Consider the following 25,240-nt stretch of genomic DNA (forward strand, 5'->3'; position numbering starts at 1 on the left):
GTCATAGCAGGATTGACCAATCGAAGAGCAAAAGAAGCCGCACTTTACTTTACGCCACTATAACTAAGAACTATCAAATGAAAGACAATAAACAAGAATGGTGGCTATTAGGGGCCTTTGTGGTATACAGTACCATCCTGAGCCTGTTTTTTTATCACAGAGGTCATCGCGCCTGTGAAGCCACCCACCAACACAAAATAGAAATTAACCAGCAAATCTTAGAGACACATGAAAAAATTATGGATAGCGTCCGTCATGAGCCTGATGCTGATGCTTATCGCAGGTTCAAACAGAACTTTGGCACAGAGTAGTTACCAGATTGGTATGAGTGAAATCAGGAAAGCAAACAAAACCAAAGCGCGACTGGATTCTGCCCTTGCATCAGGATTTTTGTTGCAAGTGCAGTTAAAGGCGTACAAGGATTCAACTAGGCTATTAAAAACAATAGCCTATAAAGAAATAAAACGCAAAAAAAGATGGCGTAAAATAGCTATTGTTTCAATATTCTTAAATGTAGTAGAAAATATTTCTTTATTCCGTAAATAACTCAAAAATGAAAAAGAAAATAGGCATCGTATTCTTAATAGGGTCAATAGGATATTTAATCTATAAACTCTTACAAACAAAGGATGAGATACCATCAAGTCAAATTGCTGGGTCGAACACCGCATCAACTTCTATTACGAACACAACTAACAATTTGTATCCAGTACTTGTAAATGTGCCGACAACATACGCAAACCTACAAGATGGGGACGAGTATGTAATTCCGAGTGGGTCAATTCAGTACACTTGGAAGATACTCAACGGAACTGCAAAAGTAAATGGGGTAGAGTATCAAGAAGGTATTTTTGATGACCAGCCTTACCAACAAGGTCTTTCATACGCTTCAATTGCCTTTACTGAGGTAACTGGAGAAGTTATTATCTCTTACAAAAAACCTGCAACAATATGAGTTTCGGATTAGAACAAATAGTAGAACAAGGCGATCAATTGTTTGTTAGAAGAAATACCGGCCTAAAAAGAATTGTGGAGGTTGATGAATTAACTCCGCTTATACCTAGAATCACAACAGCAGAGCTAAGGGCATTGAATGCTGATTCACCCAAAGCCGAAGCCTATATCCTGACCGATGACGGAAAGGAGGGTACATATTGGAAAAAAAGAGGTGTCGGGCTAGCCAATGAAGATAATCGGGGTACTGTACTGGTGACAACTGATTTAGTTGTCTATGAACACAAGTTTACTGATGGTGTCATCAATCCAAAATGGTTTGGTGCTTTAGCCGACGGCATTTCTGATGATTCTATTCCGGTGAAAACCGCACTGGCAATGGTGAATAATGGAGTGAAAAAAGTTGTTTTTCCATCTGGCACATATAAAGTTGGACAAGGTGTACAATGTACAATTTCCAATAAAGATAATTTCAGTATTATAATGGATGATGATGCAACATTCTTGAATACTGACTATACAGATTATTTGCTGGCAGATGCAACTTTTTCTGGTAATATCGCAACGATAACGACAAGTATTGCACATGGTTACAGTACAGGCGATTTAATCGCTATGAAAGATTTTAGCGATTTAGCTTACAATGCAGCTACAACAATTACAGTAGCATCGCCTAATACATTTACATATACGCTTCAAAGAGTACCAAGCGGAAACTCTTCAGGAAAAGTTAGACGGGGTGATATAACAAGGTGCTTAATCACTCTAAATAATTGCAAAAATGTAAATGTAAAAATTAGCTTTAAAGGAACTGTGCAAATGAGTGCGGTTCAGAGTCGTTTAGGATGGGTGCTGCTAAAACTACAAAATAGCTGCTCTAGTATCAATGCTCACATAAAAGCTCAAGGCTGTGCATACGGCGTGTGGAGTGGTAATTTTGAGGCAGATGAAGGCAATCTTACATTGGCAAATATCAAAGTTGAGGGTCATGATATTGGATATCCAGTAGCATTATGGAAGTCCGGTGATAATTCTGTTTTCGATGTTTGTGCGGAAAGCGTACATAGAGGTGTCTATGCAACTGGTGTCAAAAACAGTACTTTCAATTTGCTGCTTAAAAACTATGATATTACAGGTATCCTTGTTGCTCATCATTACATAGGCACAACTATGTACGGGTGTGAAAATCTAACTATTAATGCGAAGGACTATGGGTCAGATATAACCGTTCCAGTGCCAAGAGCATCATATCTTGTAGGCTTTGGTGGGTACTACGTTGATAGTCCAGCAGAAATTAGGAACATTGACATCAACATACAATTAAACAATGCAAAGTGCGTAACCCCAATTTATATGCGCACTTTAAGTTCACAACATAAAATATCTAATATAAACATAAAAGGATTAGTTGATAGAAGAACTCTTCTTGATACTGAGATTGTGAACGAATTTGTCATTGGTGGAGAGGATGAAACAGGGAAGTCAGGAACTTACTCCGGCATTAATTTTATTTCTTGGCGGGTACTGAATCCTGACGGAGGCACAACAAAACCTCTAAGCATAAAACTGGTATCATTATTAGACGATATTAATTTTGTTGATTTTAAATCAAGTTCACCTCGTTCTATAACATTACCAGCAGGCAGACGGATTTCTTTTCCAATTCGCAAAATTGAAGGTACCGACGGTGACCCCAATGGATTATACACTGCCCCCAAAGGAGATTTTTACGTAAATACATCAATTAATAACCTAGACCGGACAATATACTTAAAGACAAACTCATCTGGAAATTTAGGTTGGTATGCTCTACAACCTATTTCATTTGGCCCCACGTCTAGTCGCCCTTCTTTAAGTGGTCTGACCAGAGGCTTCATGTACTTCGATACAGATCTCGGTAAACCTATTTGGTGGTCAGGTGTGAGTTGGAAGGATGCCAATGGAAGTACTGTGTAACAACACGAATGGTGTTGCTTGAGAAAAAAAAAAAATTTAAATTTTATGATATGGCATTAGGTGTAAAAACAAAAAAAAGCCTTGAACAAGGCGATATAATCGAAGCACAAGCAAGTATCCTAATTTACGAGAAAGTAAGTGACTCCGAAACTAAAAATTATGATACAGCAATTCTGGGTGATAGAATTGGATATGCTACGGGAAAAACCGTTAAAATTGGTAGTCAAAATTATATTGAGTTTGTCCAAATAAATATGGTTTTAACAAGCCAAGCTCCTGATTTTTCAAGACCAAAGTTTTATGTGTTGAGCACTGCTCCAATTGCCGTCAAAGCAAATCCTGATTACAATTACTTGTCTGGATACACTACTGAAAGTAATAGTGGAAAATTTTGGGGACAGTTGGGAAATATATTGTCAAGCGTACTAACAATATTTGGTGGCGCAAAAACTACCAATACAGGCCCAACTGCTAATGATTCTACTTACCCAACTACAACCAATAATAATACTCCAGCACCTGAGCAACAGCAAACATGGTTGCAAAAAAATGGTCTATTGGTAGGGTCAGTTGTAGTTATAATCATCACAGGTGGAATCATATTCGCAGTAACGAAGAAAAAAACTCCATAAATGGCGTTAATGCCAGGGTGTGAAATGTCGATTGTGACGAAGCTCAGCTTTTTCACAATCAATATTTCACATTGTCGCACAAAAGTTAAATCGGATTTCCAGTTATCTGAAGCAACGCCACCGACAGCGTTAATTCCGGCAAAAAAAATAACTATGGCAAAAGGTATAAAATATTTTAAAACAGTTGAAAAAGGTGATATTCTCACAGCCGAGGAAACTACAAAAATCTACGAACTGCAAGAAAATGGCAGTTTGAAGGTAATTGATACAGCGTTTAAAGGTGATTTAATAGGGTTTTATACAGGAGGTATGTATAAACTCAATGGCATACAGTATTTAGAAATACTTACAATTGATTCTGTTAATACAGATGGCTCAATTAATTTTGAACGCATTCCTCTATATTTTAAATGGGATTATAGCAATGTGACTTATACACCAAATCCTAATTATAATTATCCAGATAAGCCAGAAGTTACACAGCAAGTAGGTGTAATCACATGGGTAGCCGACAATAGTGCAAAATTATGGATTCTAATAGGAGGCATTGCAATTGCAGTAATTGCTTATATAGCAGGTAAAAAAATACGAAAATGATAAATGTAGGTATAATTGATTTAACGGGTCGTATTTCTTATACAGAAATGCAAAGGGCCATTAATGCTTTTCAAAAGCAAGTAAACCTACATTTATTCCCTCGCTATGGAGTAGAAGCTACAATTAATCACTATTTTTTAGAAACAGATGCCCCCTCAGGCACTTGGTTTACTTGGATTGTAGATGAAATGGATACTCAAGGCTTAAACGGGTATCACTTCATCGACAATATAGCAGGTAGTATAGTAGGAACAGGTGCAAAAGGTTATGCAGTTGGTACAGCTTCCGGTAATCCATTCGGACTCGTAAAATATAGTCCGAACTGGACAATAACTTGTTCCCATGAAATAATAGAGAAACTAGTAAACCCATATATTGACCGACAAGTAAAAACTGATGTCGATAATGATGGGGTAGTCAACGAAGACCTGTTGATGGAAATTGCAGACCCTGTACAGGCGAATGCTTACGAAATAGACGGTATAATGGTTACTAATTTTGTGTGGCCTGAATATTATACTGATTTGTTGCCCATATCTGGCCGTAAATATGACCAAATGGGGGTTATCAGCAAACCTAATGAACTTGCAGAAGGTGGATATTTTTCATTTAAAAGAGCAGGGCAATGGTGGCAAGGATTTAAAAGTTTAAATAGGGTTGTGTATAAAAAATTATCCGATAATCAACCATTGACTTCGAGTGAAGGAAGCTACATTTTAAAAGTCGCTTTATATACAGTTTTGGGTATATTGGTAATATTGGCCTTAACTAAGGCAGTTAAACGTAAAAAAAATGGCTAATTATAAAAAAGGTGACCCTGTGTATCCAAAAGAAGGGGCAAATGCAAATATCTATATCCCTGCTATACAGAAAGATGTGCAAAATGGTGGGTTCTATGCAAGTGCCATAAGTATGGGTGGTTATTCTGATAATATAGCTGCATCCACAACCGAGGGTGAAATGATTAAGTATTATCAGGTGAAAAATAGGTTAGATAAGCCTGATTACAATAACCCAGATATTTCGTTCGGAACTTTCACTGGAATAACTCGTGAATTTCAGGGGGTATTGTACCATAATATCAACTGGAATCATGAATGGTTTACACATGGTTTTTTAGGTTTTAATCCAGAACTAAACACTGAAACTATCACAAATGCTTATGTAAAAGATGGCGATGTGCAATCAATTTCAAAAACACAAAAAGACGCTGATAAAAAAACAACTGATGACAAGGAATTTCAGAAATATCTGGATGACCTTGTAAATAATAATAATGATAAGAAAACAACTGGATCAAATACCGGAATAGTAAGCAGCACTACAAATGTTTTATTAGGATTAGTCATTGTAACAGTGGTTTCACTTATATCTTTTGGGATTTATAAAAAACTAAAAAATAAGAAAAAGTAATGGAAATCGTATCAAGCATTCTCGCTGCAATAGGGGCCATTGCTGACCCAATCGCGAAAATTTTTGTCTCAAAAGATAATGTCAAAATAGCAAACATTACAACTGAGCAACTAAAACAACAACTAGCAATTGCTCAGGAAGAAAAAGATGTGCAAAAAATTGCATTGGCCTCTAAAGCCATAGAGCTTAAAGAAACAGAAACCAAACAATTAACGAATCAGAAAGCCCTGCAAGGCCTTTTGGTTGTAGCTGGTTTGGGCCTTGTAGGCTTTATAGCTTATCTACTTTTTGGAGAGAAAAAAAAGAAAGAAACAAAGTCAACTGCTAAAATATGACTAAGTATAATACAGGCGAATCTATTACTATTCCTGTAAAAGATACAGCTCAAACTGCTGAATTTATTGCACATTTTCTAATACCAAGATGGTCTGAACAAGACAATGCTTTGAAGCATATAAAAGGTCAGAGCCTTATAAAACTTTCAGAAAATATTTACAATTTCTGTCGTAAAAATTTTAGATATGCCCCTGATCCTAACGGACTAGAATTAATTAGAAGTCCGATGAAATCATGGGAAGATAGAAAGAGAGGGATAGATTGTGAGGATTTTGCAATATTAATTTCTACGATTCTACTACAAAAAGGTTTTAATCCCTATATCAGAATTGTAGATTATGGTCAGGACTGGCAGCATATCTATGTTTATGTGAAAGATAAAAATAAACTGATTTTTATCGACCCTGTGGCAAAGAAATTTAACAAAGAAGTACCTTTTATGAAACATAAAGATTTTAAAGTTTCTACGGCAGAAAAATGTACAAAATGCACAAAATACAAAAAGTGCAATAACGAAATGTGGCGTGTCCATAGAAATAATGGTTTAGGCCGGATAGGTATTGACCCGATAGAAGCACGTAAGAATAAATGCTTTGTAGATGGTGGAAATAAGTATTGCAGACAAGAAGTGTTAAAAGATATAATTAAAGGTAAAGATTGTAAAATATCATTCAGCTTTGATGTGGTGGTGGATGGTTATTTTGCCATTATTCCAGCAGCTTTATTGCAGCCTTCACATTTAGGAAATATAGAAAACCCTTTACATTTTATACCAGAAGCGCAACCTAGAAACCGAAGTCTTTCCGAAAGTGGTGCCACTACGCCAGTTCGTATTGCCGAAAACTTACGGCCTGCTGAAATCAGCGAGGGTAGTACAGCATACACAGGTACCCCAATTGTTAATGCCCGTGGTGAAACTATTCAAGGCAATGGCCGGGGTTATACAATGAAATACTATTGGGATAACTTTGAGAATGACCCTAAAGGCTACATTGATTATCTGATTGAGGAAAAAAACAATTTTGGTTTGCCGAAGAAAATCAGCAATAGAGGCCACAACCGGATACTGCTTGAATCAAGTAGTTTCGGACAAAAGGATATAGTTATATACGATCCTGTATTAGTAAGGGTAATAAGTGTTTCCGACATTGAAGCGATTAAATTAGGCCAGTATAAACAATCCGATTTAGAAGCTTTATCAACCAAAACCAACGAAATTAAAAGCCGTGTGAACCTGATTAATGAACAAAAACTTTCACGTGTTTTAGATAATGTTTTTGCTCAAAGCAACCCGGATGATAGTTTGGGCGAAATAATCAGAAGCACAAACTTACTAACTCAATTAATTAAGTTAGGGGCCATTCGCACAGACCAGTTAGAAGAGTTTGAGCGTAATGGTGTAATTAATGCTCGTGGGGTACAATACGTAAGTGATATTCTTTTGACACTCATTTTCAAAGGTTCAGATACTAATACACCTGAGATATTTGCACAACTTCCAGTTAAAATACAGAATGCAATTGTGAAAGCAACTCCTTATTTGCTCAGGGCATCGGACGAAAAAAGTATCAGAAAAGAAGTCAGTAAAGCTATTTTGGCAACACGTGATTTCCTTAGCTCTGGAACAAGTCGCATAATAGCTTGGGAAAAGCAAACTTCTATGTTTGGCGGTTCGCCTAAAGAACAATTCTCTGATTTTGAACGTCGGTTAGTTGAAATATTTACTACTTCCCAGACACAAAGGGAAATTGTAGAATACTTTGAAAAATATCAGAACGCCATCACCGACCAACCTGCTGACTTGGTTTCTCCTGCACGCTTCGGGTTGAATAAAAATAAGGCAATAGAACTCATCTTTCAGGTTAAATTAAATCAATCAGGAAAGGGCCAAATAAGTAACTACGCTTTTGTAAAGGCTAAAGCAAAGTTGAAACTTCTCTCTTTGAAGTTCTGAAAACACTGGAGTAACTTCATAAATGACGTGAATTGTCGCCTATAATTAAAATGATATTTTTCACAACCGATTACGGAAATGTTCAATAAAGATTTTTATCCAACTCCACCAGAAATTATTGCTTACATGTTGAATAATGTAGCAATAAAAAATAAAATCTGCTTTGAACCATCGGCAGGGAATGGAAACATTGTTGATTATCTGAATCAACATGGTGCTAGGAAAATTTATACCTGTGAGATTGAACCTGAGTTTGCTAAACTTCTATCAACAAAAAGTACATTCCTTAAGGCTGATTTCCTGAAAGTAACAGCAGAAGAAATTTCAGCCGTCGACCTGATCGTAATGAATCCGCCATTCTCGGCAGATGAGAAACATATTCAGCACGCTTTTGAAATTATGCCGCAAGGTTGTCAATTGATAGCCTTATGTAATTGGCAAACTTTAAATAATACTTATACTTCCTACCGCAAAACGTTAAAATCAATCATCGAAAGATTTGGCTATTCTGAGAACTTAGGGAGTGTTTTTAAAAATGCACAACGAATTACTAATGTAGATATCGGTCTGATAAATATTACCAAACCCAAAGGCAACACCGAAGATGAATTTGAAGGATATTTTGATTTAACCGATGATGCTGATTACTCGCCGAATGAAGGGGTTATCAGGTATGACGAAATTCAGGATTGTGTCAGTAGATATGTAGGGGCAGTAAAACTGTATGATTCAGCCTTATCTACGGGCGTTCAGATGGACAAACTGATAAGCAAGTTTAGTAATTATCTGAAATATGATACAAACTTAGTTTTTACACTAAAAATTGGAGAAAGGGAAAAGAAAAGAGAAGATTTTAAAATAGAACTACAAAAGGCTGCATGGAAGTATATTTTTTCATTAATGAAAATGGAAAAGTACTTGACTACTCAGACCAAAGCGGATATAAACTCTTTTATTGAAAAACAACAGAAAATCCCCTTTACAGTCCGAAATATTTACAAAATGCTAGAAATTCTGGTCGGTACTCGTTCAAGTAGAATGGATAAGGCCATAATCGAAGTATTTGATAAATTTACCCAATACGATAAGGAAAATCAATATCAGTTGAAAGGTTGGAAAACTAATTCTAATTATTTGCTGAACCGGAAGATGATTATTCCTAGCGTTTTTAAAAAGGGATGGCAAGGCGAAGTATCTACTAATTGGAGTGGTAACCTTGATAAATTAACGGATTTTACGAAAGTATTGTGTTTTCTTACAGGTATCGATTACGACCAAATAGGTTCACTTGACGACAGGGTTACTCAAACACCATACGTTAAAAATACCGAAACTTTTGTTTCTCCCAAAACTGGTTATCTAGTAGAATTTACTGCTGCTCGAACCAAGCATGACTTATTGAATCAATCATCTTATGGTTATAAAAAAGAATTATTAGCGTTTAACACCGTCTACCAATGGGGCTTCTTTGAGTTCAGAGCCTTTCAAAAAGGTACTATTCATTTGACTTTTATCGACCCCAACGTCTGGGCTATTTTTAATCGTGAAGTAGCTAGGATAAAAGGTTACGTTATTCCCTCAGAATTTAGAGAGAGTTACCAACCTAAAAATTATACTCAGGCTGAGAGAGAGAAAGCTAAAACCGAAAAGAAAACTACTTATCAATCTAAGCAAGGTTCTAAAGCAAATCCGACTAATCTAAAGATTGAAGTAGATATTCTGCACAATACCAGAAACAAATCAATTGAGTTGAAGTTTAAAACGGCTCCTGATGAATCAATCAAAGATTTTCTGGAATCAGAGGATTTTAATTACATGGCTTCCCGTCAGCTTTGGTATTCCTATTATACGGCCAATAAATTCCAAACCATTAAGCAGTATTTCAGTAAATCAGGGTTAAGTGGAATACCACAAATAAAACCTTATAAAAATCAATTAATGAGACTTAAACGCAAAATGTAATCATGGCAGAAGATAAATTCAGAGGAGCGAAGTATAATTCTAAATTGTCTTCCTCAGAAATAGCAAAACTTGTAAAATCCGAGATACAGAAAAAATACCCCTATATGATTGTATCAGTAATTAGTAAAACCTTTTCGGGTGGGTCATCTGTTGATGTTGAAATTAAAGATATTGGGTTTAATCCTTATACAAAAGAGTTTCAAAAGCATATTAATTCTGGTGGTGGTTGGGATGATTGGCGTTCAAATCATTTCTCTAAGAGAAATGATTATTTGACGGCAGATGCACAGGCTGTAAAGAGTGAATGTGAAAGTATTTTGCAATCCTACAACCGTGATAACTCCGATGCTCAGGTAGATTATTTTGATGTAAATTTCTATGGTCATACCAATTTTGATAATGATAGTCATTTTGTATTATACCTACCAGATAGTGAAGCTGCTAGGGAAATAGAGGAAAGAAAACAACGATACAAAACCCATGAAGAAAAACGCAAAGTTTCCAAAGCTGTACAAGTAAAGAATATTGTCTTTAAATATGGTGATGTAGTGCTTTTTAAGGTCAATTGGCGTGGCGGAAAAGAAACCGAAGAATTAGGCATTATCATGAAGGCCCCTAATGGAGAAGCAAGATTTGGAAATACATACGATATATACTCATTGAAGGAAATAACCGATAAAGAAAAAGAAAAACAACTGCTTGAATCAGAAAAGGCAGACAATGAAAGGTACTTCAAGGGTAAGCGAAATAAACCAATCTACGTAGTTTATGTGGATGGTAAGCCCTATCAAAAAGAAAGGTACTTCGATAATAGGTTTCAGGGTACAATTCAGCATTTTAATGGCCGTTGGTCACATTGGTTCAAAACTGAAACAGAAGCGAAAAACAAGCCAAAAACCTCTAAATCGGAAAAGGTTAGTGCTGCTAAAACTCCTGTGAGTGATATAGTGAAAGAACCGAAGCAATTACCAGTTTCAAGTAAGACCGTGGAAGTTGCCCTGAACGAAAAACAGAATGGCATTGAAGTAAAATTCGACGGTATTCCATCTCAGGAAGATCGTACGTTTCTAAAAGAAAATGGCTTCAAATGGGGTAGTTTCAACAAGCTCTGGTATGCAGCATTTAGCCAAAGCAGATATGAAAAAATTACCAAAAGATTTGTTGAAACACCTAACAAGATGTTGATGGCAAAAGCCAAACTGAAATTATTAAGTCTTAAATTTTAAATCGCAATATTATGAAACTCACAATTGCAAACTATCCGCTGCAAATTCAAAATTTTGACTGGAATAAATTACCACCTATTCAGAAAGAAGTTTTTCAGACCATGAAAGATGGTTCAGGTAACTTTATGTATTGGGATGAATGGGCTTCTGATTTTGATGTTAAGCCTGTCTTGTTGAGACACATTGAAATAATTAATAATATTGCCAACAAGCCGGGGGGGATTGAAAAAAAAGTCGTTACAAAAACTACTAAAAAAACTGCAATAGGGCCTCCCAAAAAGATGGTAGTTCCTTTAGCGGTTAAACACAAAAAAACTCCTAAAAAAACGGAACAGCAAAAGCTGGATGAATTAAGAAAAGAAGTGGAAACCCTTCGACTCTTAGTAATATCAAATGCAAAATTTAAAAATAAGCTAGGTGATGAAGTAAAGGCTTATCTACAAAGTAAAGGCCTAAATACTCGAGTTGGCTTAGGTAGTACTTCAGATGCAATTAAAATTTTAAAAGAAAAGAAAAAGTTTTATTCCTTTCTTTTAAATGGTGATACAACAGATTTTAAGGTAATTGCAAGGCGTTTAGGTATTTTATATCGTTCTACAACTATAAAGAAAAAATAAGGTGTCAATTTTTGAGTTTATAAAAGGGTTTAATAGAGAGGTTGCCAAGGAAATTGGCAAACACACGATAAAATTTGCTGTTAAAAAGATGGCCGAGCCACATCAAGGCAAGAAATACAAAGCATACATCTTCAACAAAGATGGTGAGGTCGAGTGTGAATTGCTAATTACTCCTAAAACTAACAACTATGTTGCTGCATTAGGTAACTTGGTAAAAGAAAGAGTTGAATTTCAATCAGGGAAAGTTAAAATTGATATTCAGTTAATACCCGATTGTGAATAGCCGGTAATAATTGTAACCGGTATTTTCGCATTTCGTGAACTAACTGTTGTGAATTACCCGGACTTTTTCACACCAGTTAGCTCACAGTGAATTGGCCTATACTGAAAATAAATATAATATCACACTTTGCTTGAGCAACGCCATTTATGGTGTTATTTTCCGGAAAGTAAAAAGCAATCGATTCCTTTAAGAATGGCGTTAATGGCCATGGATAACTGCAGACACGCAATTTACGGCGTTGAGAGCTGTACATTAAAAAAGGGGCAAGGCCCCTTTTTTAATTAATCAACTCTTAAACCCCTAACTTTACGTTTTGATTTTATATAATCCTTAGTTTCATTGGCTGAAACTAGTAGTCTTGCATCCTTTCCCTCAACTATATCATAGGCGTGGTCATCGTATACTATTTTTATTTGACCTTCAAATTTATATTCACCATAATGCTGGCGGTAAAACATTATTTTTTTCTTTTCAGCATCTCCTTCCTCAAATTGTATCGCTATTGTACCTTGCTCAGTACTAGTGCAAATTCCGGCAAGTTTTGAACCAGCAATTGATTTGAAAGAAATAGTCTCTCGTATGTAAGTGCTATTTCTTGAAATACTTCCTTGCTCTAATCCATTTGTATTTGTTTTTGCATTTCTCTTCAACAAAAAGTTTTTGTCAGAATAGAATTGAATCTTTTTAATATCTACTCCATTTTCTTGAAGACTTTGTCTTAAGTCTTCTGTAAATGGAATATATCTAGTGCATGAACTCGTAAAAGCAGCTGCAATTAAGCAAATTAATATTTTTTTCATATCACAGTTTTTAAAATTAATAATTAGATACAAATGTAAAATAATTGTTCGTTATTATCGCTTCAATAAATGCTCAGATTGTCTAATCATTGTACTATCTTCAATAACTGAATATTTTAGCTCAGTAATACTTTGCTGGGTGTGCCCAAAAACTTTAGAAGAAACTATCTTTAAGTCTACACCATTATTTATGTAATAGGACCCACCAGATTTTCTTATCTGTTTCAAACTCATTCGTTTGTAATCCTTGACTCCAATTCGACTACAAAGATTCTTATAGACCCTTAATACTGTATTATAAGAGTATATTGGGAAATATTTTGGATATTTTACAAATAATATCTCATGCAAAATGTTATTTATAGGTATAGTAACAATTTCAGGTTCTTCTGATTTCTTCATCTTGAATCTTATTTTCTGAACAACCTTAACACCATCAATTTCAATAATATGTTTATTCTGCTCAAAATCATATAAATCACAAAAATCAAATGCAGTGTAGAATAGAAAAGTAGTAATATCCGCTACGAATCTTTCAGTAAGTGTAAGGTTCTCTAACCGATAAATTTCTAATTGTTGTTTCTCCGTAACAATAGTTTTGTTTGACTTATTGTTTTTTACTTTTGGGTCAACCTCTGATAAAGGATTAGTATCAATAAGCCCTTTAGCAAAAGCATATTCCATACTTCCTATTACATACAACAGATAACGTTTTGCTGTACTAGCCCCTATTTTTTTATCTTTCTTCTGTACATTATCCAGAGATTTGATGAATTCAAAAAATTGAAATCCAAAATATGGAGTTATTTCATTTAGCAGAAAATCTTTCCTAGATTTTGTCCTAATAAAACTCACTAAATGGTCTCTAGTTTTATAGTACTTAGCTATTGTCTTTACTGCTAAGTCTTCATCAATTTTAGACTTGACATATAAATCGAAATTCTTTAATAGAGTGGGTATGATTGGTTTATCCAAACCCTTATTCCATACACGTTCAAACTCAGCTTTTAAGGTTTGGGCTGTAATTAGTTTTCCAAGTGCATTCAGTGAAGTAAAACAATTGTTAATAGTTGTAGTAATCTGAATTAGAATGGCATTTTTTGACTGTGCTAATTCTTTGTAATCTTCTTTTGTATGTTCAATATATTGTGCCTTCTGCAACCATCGAAGGCCATCGGTGATTCTTACACCAGTTGAAAATTTTGGGGCTTTCTGCCCATACAGACTAATGTAGCATTGTAAAATAGGTTTTTGATTAGAAATTGTACGAGGACGAAATTTAATTGAAGGGATTGACATTTTTTTTTCATTTTAATAACAGCGTTTTAGTTAGAACTAATAGCTGTCAAAAAGTGGGCTACTTTCTAAAAAAATGGGTTACTATTTGAGAGATTTTATCAAATAGTTTTTTTAGGGTAGAAGAAGAATGAAAGGCCCTAAAAAAACAAAAAAGCAAGATTTTGAATCTTGCTTTCACGTTATACACTTAAATGTGTTTTCAATTTAGAGCCCCCAGCCGGGATCAAACCAGCGACCTACTGATTACAAGTCAGTTGCTCTATCAGCTGAGCTATGGAGGCTTTTATTTTAATTTCAAAACTTCGTGTGTTCCGTTGTTCTGAAATCGTGGTGCAAAATTAAGGTTTTCAGATATATCACGCAAGTGTTTTTTTGAAAAAATTTTAAATAATTTCTTAACTGGTTGAAGAACAACCAGTTAAGAAATTATTCTTTTAATTTGCTGCTACAATAATTTTAAGTTTTTGTTTAAGCTCTGCTAATTCTTTTTCAGCACCCTGAATCTTTATTTCATATTCAGCACGAACAGCGTTCGCGTTTTTAGAGCGAGCAAAAAACTCAATATTGTTTTGCCATAGGCTAATATCGTCTTCAAGTTTTTTCATCTTACGACGAATATCATTCTCTTTTTTATCTAATTCTTTCGAGTTGCCTTTGTCGTTTTTCAGCGTTACATCAACTTCATTCTGTAAAAGCATTTTTTCTTTCTCTGAACCACTCACACCTGAGCTAGCTTTTACATACGTATTAATGGCATCAACAAAACGGCGTTGTATCGATTGCATTTCTTTGCGCGGAACAAAACCTATTTCATTGTAACGTGCCTTAAAGCTTGGTAATTTACTAAGGTCTGCTTCACCTGCTTTGGCTGCATTTTCAATTTCTTCGCAAAGAGCAACTTTTTGTTTCAGATTAGCTTCGTATTCTTTCTCAACCTCGTTTCCTTTGGCTCTTTTGCCATTAAAGAAGGCATCACAAGCCTTTTTGAAACGGTCATAGATTTTATCTTTGTATTTCTCAGGAACATGGCCAATGGTTTTCCATGTTTTTTGTAGCTCAACTACTTTATCAGTATTAGCCGGAGAGAAATCACCTGATTCTAATAAAACCTCTACTTGTTCACACAGAGAAGTTTTAGCTTTTAAATTACTTTCTCTTTCTGCTTCAAGTTTGTTGAAAAACTCGCCTTTGTTTCGGAAAAAAGTTTTTAGTAAAGACCAGAACTCGCGGCTTATTTCTTTGCCTTTATCTTTAGGCATAGCCCCTTTAATGTTATTCCATTGATCCTGAACAGCCAGAACTTCTTTAGTTTTGGCGTTCCACTCATTAATACTATCGGTATTAAATGTAATATAAGGTTTCAGGTTCTCAACCAAACGAGATTTGGCGTTGAAAATTTCTTCCTGTAACTGATTGGCCTGTGACGATTGTTCGCGACGTTTATTATGAATAATATCAAAGGCTGTTTTCAGGCGTTTCCACAGTTCTTCCTGTGCTTCACGCTGAGCAGGGCCAATGTGTTTATATTCTTCCAGTAAATCGTTAGCTTGGCGTAAAGTCGAATTACTTAAGGCGCTATCCTCTAAAGTTTTGGCAATAGCCTCAATACGTTCTACTATTTCGGTTTTGGCAGTAAGATTTTTCTTACGGTCAAGGTCTTTCAGTTCATTCTGGATATGACGGATACTGAAATAACGGTCAACCAAAGCATTATAAGCCGACCACAACGAAGTGTTGTGTGGAGAATTTACATTCCCTGCCGCTTTCCAGTCTTCCTGTATTTTTTTAAACTCCTGCCAGTTGTTTTTTGAACCTCCTTGCTCTTCAGACTCTACCACTTCGCGCAGGCGTTGTAACAGATTAGTTTTACGCTCGAAATAATCTTCTTTCTGGCGTTCTATTTTCTGGAAGAAACTATTTTTTGCATCACGGATTTGGGCATTCAATGATTCAAAACGTAATACGTAATTATCGTTCTTGAATTCAAAACCTTCATTATTACCGTTTTCTGCAATATATTTTTTTAGTGCCTCTGCTTTTTCACGCGTTCTCAGGTCATCAAACAAAGGTTTGATTTCGCGCATAACGTTATCGGCATTTTTTACATCTGATACACTTACACCCTCAGCTTTGATAGATGCCAGTAATTTTTCTCCTAAATCGACGAAATCCTTTTTCGAGAAGTTGCTATAATCAACATCACCTGCTGGTGCGTGTGGGTCTTCATCAATAAGGTCAAACGATTGAGGTAAATCTTCCTCTGCTACTTCAGTTGTTTCAATAGGCTTAGGCGAAACTTCAACCATAACAGTTGGGTCTGAGCTCACGACAATTTCTTCCAGTGGGCTTTCGTCTGCACCTAGTACTGCTTGCGTTTCTTCCGCAACAGGCTCTGTACTAACGGTAACAGCCTCAACCGGAGCCTCCGAATCAGTCTTCGAAGTTTCATTTTCAGTCGTAACAGCTTCGGGTTGTTCCGATGCGGCAGCATCAGAGGTTTCTACGCTACTTTCAGTAACAGTTGCTTCATCCTTCACATCTTGTGTGATTTCATCAGCCGAGGAATCATTCAGTTCGTTCATAATTTCTTTAGAGTCTACTTTAGTATTGGCCAAAGCCTCTGCTTCAGGTACAGACGAATCCTTCGCTTTCGCAGCATCGGTAACGGGTTCAATAAAATCTAATTCTTTATTCGTCATTTGTCAATATTACTGTTCGCGTATCGTGGATGTTTTCATTAGATTTGCAAATGTAATAAATATACAAATACATTTGGCATTCAATCCACTAAGGTTTTGAAATATAATAACGTTCTATATAATAATATACGTAAAAAAGACCTAAAACGTTGCAAAAAATGAATAAAAAAACAGACCTGGCATCGCTCCGGCTTAATTATTTACTCAACGAATTAGTTGAAGAAAATGTTTCAGAAAATCCTTTTAAACAATTTGAAAAGTGGTTTAACGAGGCCCTTGAGGCTCAGATTCTTGAGCCTAATGCTATGCACCTGGCTACTATATCTAACGGAAAGCCACATGGCAGAATTGTATTATTGAAAGGATTTGACGAAAATGGTTTTGTTTTTTATACTAATTATGAAAGTAATAAAGGCAAACAAATAGCAGAAGTCCCCTTTGCTTCTCTGACCTTCTTCTGGGGTGATTTAGAACGGCAAGTAAGAATTGAAGGGGAAATTGTAAAAACTTCTTCCGAAGAATCGGATGAATACTTTCAGGTAAGGCCAAGAGGTAGCCAGATAGGAGCATGGGTTTCGAGGCAGTCGAGTGTTATTAGTAAGGCCGAGCTTGAAAACAGACAGCAAGAGCTTGAAAAATATTATGCTGATAAAACTATCCCTCGGCCACCTTACTGGGGAGGGTACAGACTTATACCTGAAAAAGTTGAGTTCTGGCAGGGAAGACCAAGCCGTTTACATGACCGTATCCTGTTTACAAAAAACGGCAATACATGGAAGATAGAACGCCTGAGTCCGTAATTATCTGCAATTAATTGTAATGTAAAAAATGGTTTGTTTGTCAGTATAATTTAGATGATATTAGTGGAAGAAAACAGCTAACACCAGTAGTGATTTTTATTGGAGTACAAATTGCTGCTTTGGTTAGCTGTTCCCTGAAAAAATACCTAAACATATTTAACCCAATGACTTACGACTACATCATAATTGGTGCTGGCTCGGCGGGCTGCGTTCTTGCTAACCGCTTATCAGAAAATCCGGCCAATCAGGTATTGCTGATAGAAGCAGGCGGGCCAGATAAAAAAATGGAAATCCATATTCCGGCCGGATACGCCAAACTACACAGAAGTGAGGTTGACTGGGGTTTTTTTACTGAACCTCAAGAACATGTTCTGAACCGGCGGATTTACCTGCCAAGAGGTAAAACTTTAGGAGGAAGTAGCTCAACTAACGCCATGGCCTATGTTCGTGGTAATAAAGAAGATTATAATGATTGGGCAAAAGCAGGAAATGATGGCTGGGCTTATCAGGATATTTTACCTTATTTCAAAAAGTCAGAGTATAATGAGCAGATTCATAATGAGTTTCACGGTCAAAAAGGTTTACTGAATGTTACGTTTGCCAAGCATTTTAAAACACCTTTTTCTGATGCCTTCGTGAAAGCCTGCATCAAGAACGGATTCGCCGATAATCAGGATTATAATGGAGCGCAACAAGAGGGTGTTTCATTGTTACAATTTACTATTAAAGATGCCAAAAGGCATAGCGCAGCTACGGCTTTTTTGAAACCAGCTTTAAAAAGACCAAACCTAAAAGTGTTGACACACACATTGGTTAAGCAACTATTAATTGAAAAAGATAAGGCCGTAGGAGTAGAGGTACTAACGGGTAAAAATACGGCCCAACAAATAAAAGCCAGTAAAGAAGTAATTCTCTCAGCAGGGTCGTTTCAGTCACCACAATTGCTGATGCTCTCAGGTATTGGCGATAAAGATGAACTTAAGCAATTAAATATAACCTGTAAGCAACATTTGCCCGGAGTAGGTAAAAATCTGCAAGACCACCTGTTTATGGGAGTAAGTGCTTTGTCGTACCAGCAAGAAGGGCAAAACCATCACTTAACCAAATGGAACCAGTTAAAGGCGTTAGGGCAGTACTTATTTAGTAAGAAAGGGGTTTTAACTATTGGCCCACTCGAGGCTACGGCTTTTGGTATGACCGACGATAGCCCAGACAGAGTAAATTATCAGTTTCATTATGCTTCTTTGCATATTGGTAACGACTACTCGGTGAATATGTATGATATTAATACCTTTCCGCTTACAGACGGATTCATTATTTTACCTACGCTTTTGCGCCCCGAGAGTAGGGGATATGTTACCCTGAAAAGCTCTGACCCCACAGATGCCCCATTGATTCAACCTAATTTTTTGTCGAAAGAGCAAGACTTGATTACACTTTTAAAAGCAACCAAAAAAGCAATAGAAGTAATACAGTCGGAACCGTTTGACCCTTACAGAAAATCGTTATTGACTCCACCTGACCTGAGTTCAGACGAAGCCATTATTCTTCATATAAAAAAGCAGGTCGAAACGGTGTATCATCCGGTAGGTACCTGTAAAATGGGTAATGATAGTATGGCTGTGGTAGATGCACAACTAAGAGTCAAAAATATTGAAGGTTTGCGTGTAATTGATGCCTCAATTATGCCAACAATTGTTTCAGGCAATACAAATGCCCCCGTCTATATGATTGCAGAGAAAGGGGCAGATATGATACTGGCCTGACTTTATTGTTTCAGATACCTGTTCCTCAATAATTGCATCATATATACGTTTATTCCCCACTGGTCGGCCAAAGGTTGTTTGGTATAGGGCAGTGTGGGCAAATAATTAGGTGGGCCAAATTCGGTTAATATAGTAAGGGTATCGCCACTTTTTACCTTATATTCTGCCACTTTGTCCCACCATGCCAGATGCGCTTTTACTACGTTTTCCCACTCAGGTGCGCGTGGGTCGTTTACCTGCGGCCCTTCCTGATGCCCAATTCTTGAGTGAATATGGTCTACTCTTTGCAAGGCTGCCTGCACAGCTTCTGTTTGGTCTTCTAACAAAGACTCATGCACATTGCACCAATGTGAGATGTCCAGCGTTAGCCGTAATGATGGGTTTTTCTCAATAAAATTATGAGCAATATGGGCTGCAAAAAGCATCCGGCCGCGGTGGGTTTCATGTAATACTTTAATGCCGCTTTTCTGTGATGCTTCGGTAGTTGCATCAATAAAGAGTTTGTTTTGGTCGTAAGTGAAGTAATCGCGCCCGCTGTGGCAATTAATATAAAGAGGTTTATGCGCAGACATGATGGCAGCATGAAGAGCTTTCTTGAAAGTATCAAGGTGTTCTTTCGCGTCTTTCTGATAACCACCGCATAAAAAGCCAACTTCTAACTGATGTTTATCTAAGGCTGTGAATAACTCCTGTTGGTCTTTTTTTTCGTTAGGCCACCATACTTCAATGCCATCATATCCTTCTTTTTTAGCCGCAGCACAAAATGCGTCGGTATTTCCGGCAAACCCCCAGTTTGTAGCTAGTACCTTTAATTTTAACGCTGCGCTTGACTTCGGACTAAACTGTTTTTTTTCTGCAACTGTCTGAATAGCATTAAGCATAATGCCGCTACCTGTTGAGGCACCTAAAAAATCTCTGCGGTTCATAGTTTTGTTAAGGAGATAGAGATGAAAATCAGCCATGAAATTAGTAAAAACTTTTGCTTTATAAAATCAGTAAAGCTGCAATACTTATGCGTGCCTCATGAAAATACAAGTTATTTAACGGAGGCATATACTCCCAGAAAGTAGCGTGTAAGTGTTGATAAATATTGGCATAGTTAAGCACATAAATTACCAAAGTACTTGTTTTTTTTACCACTTATCGGAATAGCCTGCCATGTTAGCTCGTTTTTCTACCACTTACCGGAATTTGGTGCCATTTAGCCCCCTTTTTCTGCCATTTACCGATAAAATCTACCACTTTACCTGTATATCTTACCACTTACCGAAAATAATCATCCATTTATCTGTAATAAGCTACCACTTGTCTGTTTTCTTAAGCCGTTTATCTATAAAATTATTCCAAAAAAACTTTATTTCTGGCAATTCGTCGAAAATCAGATTCAAATTCGTCTGGCTGATATAACTTTGTAGCATCAAACAAAAAGGAAAAATAATTGAATTAAAAATTCTACTCTCATGAAAAAGTTTATCACAATCGCTCTTGTATCAGTTTTATCAACTACTGCTGCTTTTGCCAATGATGATACCAACAAACAAGCTTCTAAAGAAGAAACAAAAGTGGTAAAAACTAAAGAGAGTATTAAGTTAATCAAGAAAGAAAATAAAAAAGCAAACAGACTTTTAAGAGAAAAAAATCTATTTTGCTAATCAGATAAGAACAGCGGTATAACAGGAAAGAGTTAAATCGAGCAACAAGTAAAGAAGGGGGCCGGACGGCAAAGAAACAAAAAAGCGAAGCATTAAGAAATACTTCGCTCACTAAAACAAAACCTAAAACTCAATTTAATCATCAATACTTGACAATATACCTTTTCCAAATTGGTTATCAGGAAATACTTCTCGGCCGTTTTTATTGATAAAACCATTTCTACCAAAAAGACTGATACGCGCCATTCCTTCTGAGAAATTGTAAGCGTCGTCATAAATCAGTGGAATTATCTCCTGACCGTTTTTATCCAAATACCCATATTTACCGTTATTAATAGCTCTTGCATATCCTTCTGAATATCCCCAGATATTGTCATATTTCAAAGGAACAATTTCTTTACCTGTTTTGTCGATTACACCAAATTTTTTGTTGGCATACACAATAATCATCCCTTCTGAAACACCCTGAATAAAATCATAAGTATTTGCTACCAAATCTTCGCCTGTTTTGCCAATTACTTTCCATTTGTCTTTATTACGCACTACGGCCAGTCCTTCTGAGAAATTATCGGCTTCGTCGTACAAGGCTGCTACCTGCATCGTATTATTAGCATCGATGTAACCCCATTTTTTAGCTTCATTTTTTACAGCGGCCCTTCCCTCAACAAAACTCTTGGCTCCTTTATAAACCATCGGAATCACTTCTTTGCCTTTTGTATCAATAAAACCGTATTTACCTGCTACTGCAACACAAGCAAGCCCTTCTGAAAAACTTTCAACTTTATCAAACTGAGGTTTTACTATGAAGTTATTTTTTAAATCAATCAAACCCCATTTTCCATCTTTTTTCACAAAGGCCAGGTTTTCTTTGAAACTTAACACTTTGTCATAATCGAAGTCAACTTTCTTTTTCCCTTTTTTATCAATAAAGCCCCATTTTTCACCTAATTTAACAGCGGCTACCGAACCCGAAAAATTTTGTACTTCATCGTATTGAAATGGAATAACTTCTTTACCTTGTTTGTTCATGTAACCCCATTTCCCATCCTTACGGATAGCCGCCATATCTTCGCTCATGTCATAAGCGTTTTCGTATTGCATGGGTGCTACTTCCTTGCCTTGTTTATCAAGGAACCCTACTTTGTTATCTTTTTCAACTCTTACAAGGCCAGACTGGAAGTCAGTAAAACTAACGTCAGAAGGAAGAGATTTTTTTTCAGTTTGTCCGAATGTAACTTGTGCAGCTAATAAAGACAAGCCTAAAAAAAGGTTTCTAGCAGATTTATTATAAGTTCTCAAAGCCATTGTATAATTGAGTTTAATCTCTGGATATTCACTGAATACTAACGTAATACCCTATTGCCAAACTTATGCCAAGTAGGGCATTTAGGGAATAATCTTACCAAACGGATACATTTTTCTGTTTTCCGTTTTTAACAATAGAATGGCACGAGATAAAAAGCAGGCTGTATTACACAGATTTACTATGTACAAACTAAATGCCAAGGTACTTTTACCTAAAGTAAACTTATCAAAAGGATACAAAATGTTTTTTTGCCCTGAGCCTTTGGTTGTCTGAGGTCATAAACATCATTAAACACAAGGCTAATTTTGTGTGGCTAATACAAAAGAAACAATGCAGAAAATAGAGCTAGAACTTTGTAAGATGTATACTAACCATAATACAGGCGATTTTATTCATCTGTAAATACTTTTTACGCTTAAATTTCTATCTTTGCGAAAGTTTTTTAAGACCCACCCAAAGTGTGGTCTGTTCACTAAGAATTATTTTTTGCATGAAAATTTCGTACAATTGGTTAAAGAGTCTGATAGAAATTAAGGAGTCGCCAGAGGAAATCGGAAAATTGCTGACCGGCACAGGTTTGGAAGTAGAAGGCATTGAAGAGATAGAATCAGTAAAAGGTGGGTTAAAAGGATTTGTGATAGGAGAGGTACTTACTTGTGAGCCCTTTACAGTAAAAGAAAAACAATTAAGCCTGACAACCGTTGATATTGGTGCCGAAACCCCCTCAAGCATAGTTTGTGGTGCTTCCAATGTACGAGCTGGGCAAAAAGTGGTTGTGGCTACGCTGGGCACTACCATTTATTTTGCCGACGGAAAATCATTTGTTATCGAAAAACGTAAAGTATACGGGCATCCGTCTGAAGGCATGATTTGTGCCGAAGACGAAATTGGCATAGGTACCTCACACGAGGGAATTCTGGTTTTAGACACCGACTTGCCTAACGGCACACCAGCCGCCAGATATTTTAGTCTGGAGCCTGATTTCCAGATTGAAATAGGGCTTACGCCTAACCGTGCCGACGCTGCTTCTCATTTTGGTGTGGCAAGAGACCTGAAGGCTGTTCTGGGGCGTGAAATTACTTTGCCTTCGGTTGAGAAATTTGCTCCTTCTACCCAAAAAACTTCTTTTGAGGTAGTTCTTGAAAACACCGAAGCCTGCCCACGTTTCTGTGGTCTGGAAATACAAGGGGTAAAAGTTCAGGAATCGCCCGACTGGTTAAAAAAATCCTTGCAGGCAATAGGTCTGAACCCTATCAATAATATAGTTGATATTACTAACTATATATGTCATACTTTAGGGCAGCCTATGCACGCCTTTGATGCCGACGAAATCAAGGGTGAAAAAATTGTTGTGCGTGTACCTGAAAAAGGTACAAAGTTTATTACGCTTGATGGCACAGAAAGAACCCTTTCGGGCAACGACCTGATGGTTTGTAATCTGGAAGAACCAATGGCAATTGCTGGCGTATTTGGTGGGCAGAAATCAGGCATTAAGACCAGTACCACGAGAGTATTTCTGGAAGTAGCTTATTTCAGCCCTGTGTGGGTGCGCCGTACGGCTACTTTCCACGGATTAAAAACGGATGCTTCTTTCAGATACGAACGCGGTACAGACCCTAATATGCCTCCTTATGCTATCAGGCTGGCGGCTTTATTGATTCAGGAATTGGCCGGAGGAGAAATACTGGATGGCGTAATTGATAATTATCCGTCGCCTATCCCGAATGCCGAAATTATTGTCAAGCATAAAAATATTAATCGCCTGATTGGTAAAAATCTGGAAGATGAACTCATTCATCGTATTCTCGAAAGCCTTGATATAAAAGTAATAAGCGACGATGCGTATGAAATGAAAGTGAGTGTGCCTCCGTATAGAGTAGATGTAACACGAGAAGCCGATGTAATTGAAGAGATTCTAAGAATATACGGTTTTGATAATATCGAGCTTTCGGAACACTTGCAAGCCGATTTTCTGGCGAGTTTCCCTGATAAAGATGCTGACAAACTACAAATGAGGTTAATTGAATTGCTGGCAGCGAACGGATTCAACGAAATTCAGACGCTTTCTATTACCAAGCCGGCTTACAATGCAGCCCTTAAGAGTATTGCAAAAGGAGGGGAGGTGCCTTTGCTGAACCCATTGAGCGAAGAGTTGTCAGTCATGCGCCAAAGCCTTTTATTAACAGGAATGGAGTCGGTTGCATACAACGTGAACCGTCGCCAGAAAGACCTGAAATTATTTGAATTTGGCCGTGCTTACTTTACCAAAGAAGAACAAGGCCAAGAGAAAAAATATAAAGAAAGTAAACATCTGGCTTTGTGGCTTACGGGTAACCAGCAAAACGAAACATGGTCGGCAGCCAGCACGCTGGTTACTTTTTATGATTTGGCACTTGCTGTACAAAAAGTATTGAAAGCCATGAAGGTGTCAAAGTTTGATACGCAGGATGCCAACGCAGAAGTATTTCAGTATGGGCTTACGTATGTGCTTAATAAAAAGCCTTTGGTAAGTCTCGGCTTAGTAAAACCACAATTAGCCAAACTGGCCGATGTAAAGCAAGCCGTTTTTTATGCTGATTTTGATTGGGATTTTCTACTGAAACAATACTCAGAGAAAGTAGAATATGTAGAGATTCCGAAATTTCCAGAAGTACGCCGCGATTTATCAGTTGTTATTGATTCGACAGTTACTTTTGAACAGATTCAGGCTTTGGCGTATCGTACAGAACGAAACCTGTTAAAGGCAGTAAATGTGTTTGATGTATATGAAGGCGAAAAGCTGGGCGAGGGTAAAAAATCATATTCAGTGAGTTATATTCTTCTTGATAAAGAAAAAACACTGACCGACGAAACAATCGACAAAACTATGCAAAGATTAATAGCCTCTTACGAAAAAGAGTTAGGTGCTATTATCAGAAAATAGTTTTATACAAATAAAAGTACAAGGAGTTTCATCAGGCAAAATCTGAAGAAACTCCTTGTTTTTTG

Annotated in this window: 24 protein-coding genes and 1 tRNA gene; 18 read left to right on the forward strand and 7 right to left on the reverse strand. The window is 36.8% G+C overall.

Annotated elements, in window-relative coordinates; translation table 11 throughout:
• The 14 genes from WAA15_RS18050 to WAA15_RS18115 all read left to right on the forward strand — a co-directional run.
• Window positions 1-311: hypothetical protein (locus WAA15_RS18050; protein ID WP_337044226.1), on the forward strand; the 311-nt coding region annotated here is incomplete at its 5' end.
• On the forward strand, window positions 229-546 hold the full coding sequence (locus WAA15_RS18055; RefSeq protein ID WP_337044227.1) for a hypothetical protein: 318 nt from the start codon (window positions 229-231) through the stop codon (window positions 544-546). The genes WAA15_RS18050 and WAA15_RS18055, both read left to right, overlap by 83 nt.
• Window positions 547-700: 154 nt before the next feature.
• Complete coding sequence (locus tag WAA15_RS18060; protein ID WP_337044228.1) at window positions 701-955, forward strand: hypothetical protein; 255 nt, start codon at window positions 701-703, stop codon at window positions 953-955.
• Complete coding sequence (locus WAA15_RS18065) at window positions 952-2,910, forward strand: hypothetical protein (protein ID WP_337044229.1); 1,959 nt, start codon at window positions 952-954, stop codon at window positions 2,908-2,910. The genes WAA15_RS18060 and WAA15_RS18065 overlap by 4 nt, the downstream gene beginning before the upstream one ends.
• 8 nt (window positions 2,911-2,918) lie before the next feature.
• Complete coding sequence (locus WAA15_RS18070) at window positions 2,919-3,542, forward strand: hypothetical protein (protein WP_337044230.1); 624 nt, start codon at window positions 2,919-2,921, stop codon at window positions 3,540-3,542.
• Window positions 3,543-4,139: a hypothetical protein gene (locus tag WAA15_RS18075; protein ID WP_337044231.1), complete on the forward strand. Its 597-nt coding sequence runs from the start codon at window positions 3,543-3,545 to the stop codon at window positions 4,137-4,139.
• Window positions 4,136-4,939, forward strand: coding sequence for a hypothetical protein (locus WAA15_RS18080; RefSeq protein WP_337044232.1), 804 nt, complete (start codon window positions 4,136-4,138; stop codon window positions 4,937-4,939). The genes WAA15_RS18075 and WAA15_RS18080 overlap by 4 nt, the downstream gene beginning before the upstream one ends.
• Entirely contained in the window at window positions 4,932-5,552 is a 621-nt protein-coding gene (locus tag WAA15_RS18085; protein ID WP_337044233.1) for a hypothetical protein, read from the forward strand. The genes WAA15_RS18080 and WAA15_RS18085 overlap by 8 nt, the downstream gene beginning before the upstream one ends.
• On the forward strand, window positions 5,552-5,887 hold the full coding sequence (locus tag WAA15_RS18090) for a hypothetical protein (RefSeq protein ID WP_337044234.1): 336 nt from the start codon (window positions 5,552-5,554) through the stop codon (window positions 5,885-5,887). The genes WAA15_RS18085 and WAA15_RS18090 overlap by 1 nt, the downstream gene beginning before the upstream one ends.
• Window positions 5,884-7,842 carry a transglutaminase-like domain-containing protein gene (locus tag WAA15_RS18095; protein WP_337044235.1) on the forward strand — a complete coding sequence of 653 codons (1,959 nt, stop codon included), beginning with the start codon at window positions 5,884-5,886 and terminating at the stop codon, window positions 7,840-7,842. The genes WAA15_RS18090 and WAA15_RS18095 overlap by 4 nt, the downstream gene beginning before the upstream one ends.
• 78 nt (window positions 7,843-7,920) lie before the next feature.
• Window positions 7,921-9,804 carry a DUF4942 domain-containing protein gene (locus WAA15_RS18100; protein ID WP_337044236.1) on the forward strand — a complete coding sequence of 628 codons (1,884 nt, stop codon included), beginning with the start codon at window positions 7,921-7,923 and terminating at the stop codon, window positions 9,802-9,804.
• Between the two features lie 2 nt (window positions 9,805-9,806).
• Window positions 9,807-11,030, forward strand: a complete 1,224-nt coding sequence (locus tag WAA15_RS18105; protein WP_337044237.1) for a hypothetical protein — start codon at window positions 9,807-9,809, stop codon at window positions 11,028-11,030.
• An 11-nt stretch (window positions 11,031-11,041) separates the two neighbouring features.
• Window positions 11,042-11,647, forward strand: a complete 606-nt coding sequence (locus WAA15_RS18110) for a hypothetical protein (protein WP_337044238.1) — start codon at window positions 11,042-11,044, stop codon at window positions 11,645-11,647.
• A gap of 1 nt (window position 11,648) precedes the next feature.
• Complete coding sequence (locus tag WAA15_RS18115) at window positions 11,649-11,930, forward strand: hypothetical protein (protein ID WP_337044239.1); 282 nt, start codon at window positions 11,649-11,651, stop codon at window positions 11,928-11,930.
• A gap of 281 nt (window positions 11,931-12,211) precedes the next feature.
• On the opposite strand, the gene WAA15_RS18120 is transcribed toward WAA15_RS18115, so the two are convergent.
• The 4 genes from WAA15_RS18120 to WAA15_RS18135 all read right to left on the reverse strand — a co-directional run bounded on the left by WAA15_RS18120 (window position 12,212) and on the right by WAA15_RS18135 (window position 16,728).
• Complete coding sequence (locus WAA15_RS18120) at window positions 12,212-12,730, reverse strand: hypothetical protein (RefSeq protein ID WP_337044240.1); 519 nt, start codon at window positions 12,728-12,730, stop codon at window positions 12,212-12,214.
• A 54-nt stretch (window positions 12,731-12,784) separates the two neighbouring features.
• Window positions 12,785-14,029 (reverse strand): phage integrase SAM-like domain-containing protein, encoded by a 1,245-nt coding sequence (locus tag WAA15_RS18125; RefSeq protein WP_337044241.1) that lies wholly within the window; start codon window positions 14,027-14,029, stop codon window positions 12,785-12,787.
• Window positions 14,030-14,237: 208 nt separating this feature from the next.
• Window positions 14,238-14,310, reverse strand: a tRNA-Thr gene (locus WAA15_RS18130).
• 153 nt (window positions 14,311-14,463) lie between these two features.
• Complete coding sequence (locus WAA15_RS18135) at window positions 14,464-16,728, reverse strand: DUF349 domain-containing protein (protein WP_337044242.1); 2,265 nt, start codon at window positions 16,726-16,728, stop codon at window positions 14,464-14,466.
• A gap of 158 nt (window positions 16,729-16,886) precedes the next feature.
• Between WAA15_RS18135 and pdxH the strand changes: the two genes are divergently transcribed.
• Both pdxH and WAA15_RS18145 read left to right on the forward strand, forming a co-directional pair.
• Window positions 16,887-17,528 carry a pyridoxamine 5'-phosphate oxidase gene (pdxH, locus tag WAA15_RS18140; protein WP_337044243.1) on the forward strand — a complete coding sequence of 214 codons (642 nt, stop codon included), beginning with the start codon at window positions 16,887-16,889 and terminating at the stop codon, window positions 17,526-17,528.
• A gap of 164 nt (window positions 17,529-17,692) precedes the next feature.
• On the forward strand, window positions 17,693-19,294 hold the full coding sequence (locus tag WAA15_RS18145) for a GMC family oxidoreductase (protein WP_337044244.1): 1,602 nt from the start codon (window positions 17,693-17,695) through the stop codon (window positions 19,292-19,294).
• A gap of 2 nt (window positions 19,295-19,296) precedes the next feature.
• Here WAA15_RS18145 and WAA15_RS18150 read toward each other — a convergent pair whose 3' ends face one another.
• Together WAA15_RS18150 and WAA15_RS18155 are read right to left on the reverse strand one after the other, a co-directional pair.
• A complete protein-coding gene (locus WAA15_RS18150; protein WP_337044245.1) occupies window positions 19,297-20,220 on the reverse strand; it encodes a sugar phosphate isomerase/epimerase family protein in 924 nt (307 codons plus the stop codon).
• A gap of 58 nt (window positions 20,221-20,278) precedes the next feature.
• Window positions 20,279-20,434: a hypothetical protein gene (locus tag WAA15_RS18155; RefSeq protein ID WP_337044246.1), complete on the reverse strand. Its 156-nt coding sequence runs from the start codon at window positions 20,432-20,434 to the stop codon at window positions 20,279-20,281.
• Window positions 20,435-20,754: 320 nt separating this feature from the next.
• On the opposite strand from WAA15_RS18155, the gene WAA15_RS18160 reads away from it, so the two are divergent.
• Entirely contained in the window at window positions 20,755-20,946 is a 192-nt protein-coding gene (locus WAA15_RS18160) for a hypothetical protein (protein ID WP_337044247.1), read from the forward strand.
• A 135-nt stretch (window positions 20,947-21,081) separates the two neighbouring features.
• On the opposite strand, the gene WAA15_RS18165 is transcribed toward WAA15_RS18160, so the two are convergent.
• The gene (locus tag WAA15_RS18165; protein WP_337044248.1) at window positions 21,082-22,251 is read right to left on the reverse strand and encodes a WG repeat-containing protein; all 1,170 of its coding nucleotides are present in this window, start codon (window positions 22,249-22,251) and stop codon (window positions 21,082-21,084) included.
• A 491-nt stretch (window positions 22,252-22,742) separates the two neighbouring features.
• Between WAA15_RS18165 and pheT the strand changes: the two genes are divergently transcribed.
• Window positions 22,743-25,175 carry a phenylalanine--tRNA ligase subunit beta gene (gene pheT / locus WAA15_RS18170; RefSeq protein WP_337044249.1) on the forward strand — a complete coding sequence of 811 codons (2,433 nt, stop codon included), beginning with the start codon at window positions 22,743-22,745 and terminating at the stop codon, window positions 25,173-25,175.
• Window positions 25,176-25,240 lie beyond the last annotated feature (65 nt).

This window comes from Emticicia sp. 17c (assembly GCF_037153985.1).
Classification (GTDB): domain Bacteria; phylum Bacteroidota; class Bacteroidia; order Cytophagales; family Spirosomataceae; genus Emticicia.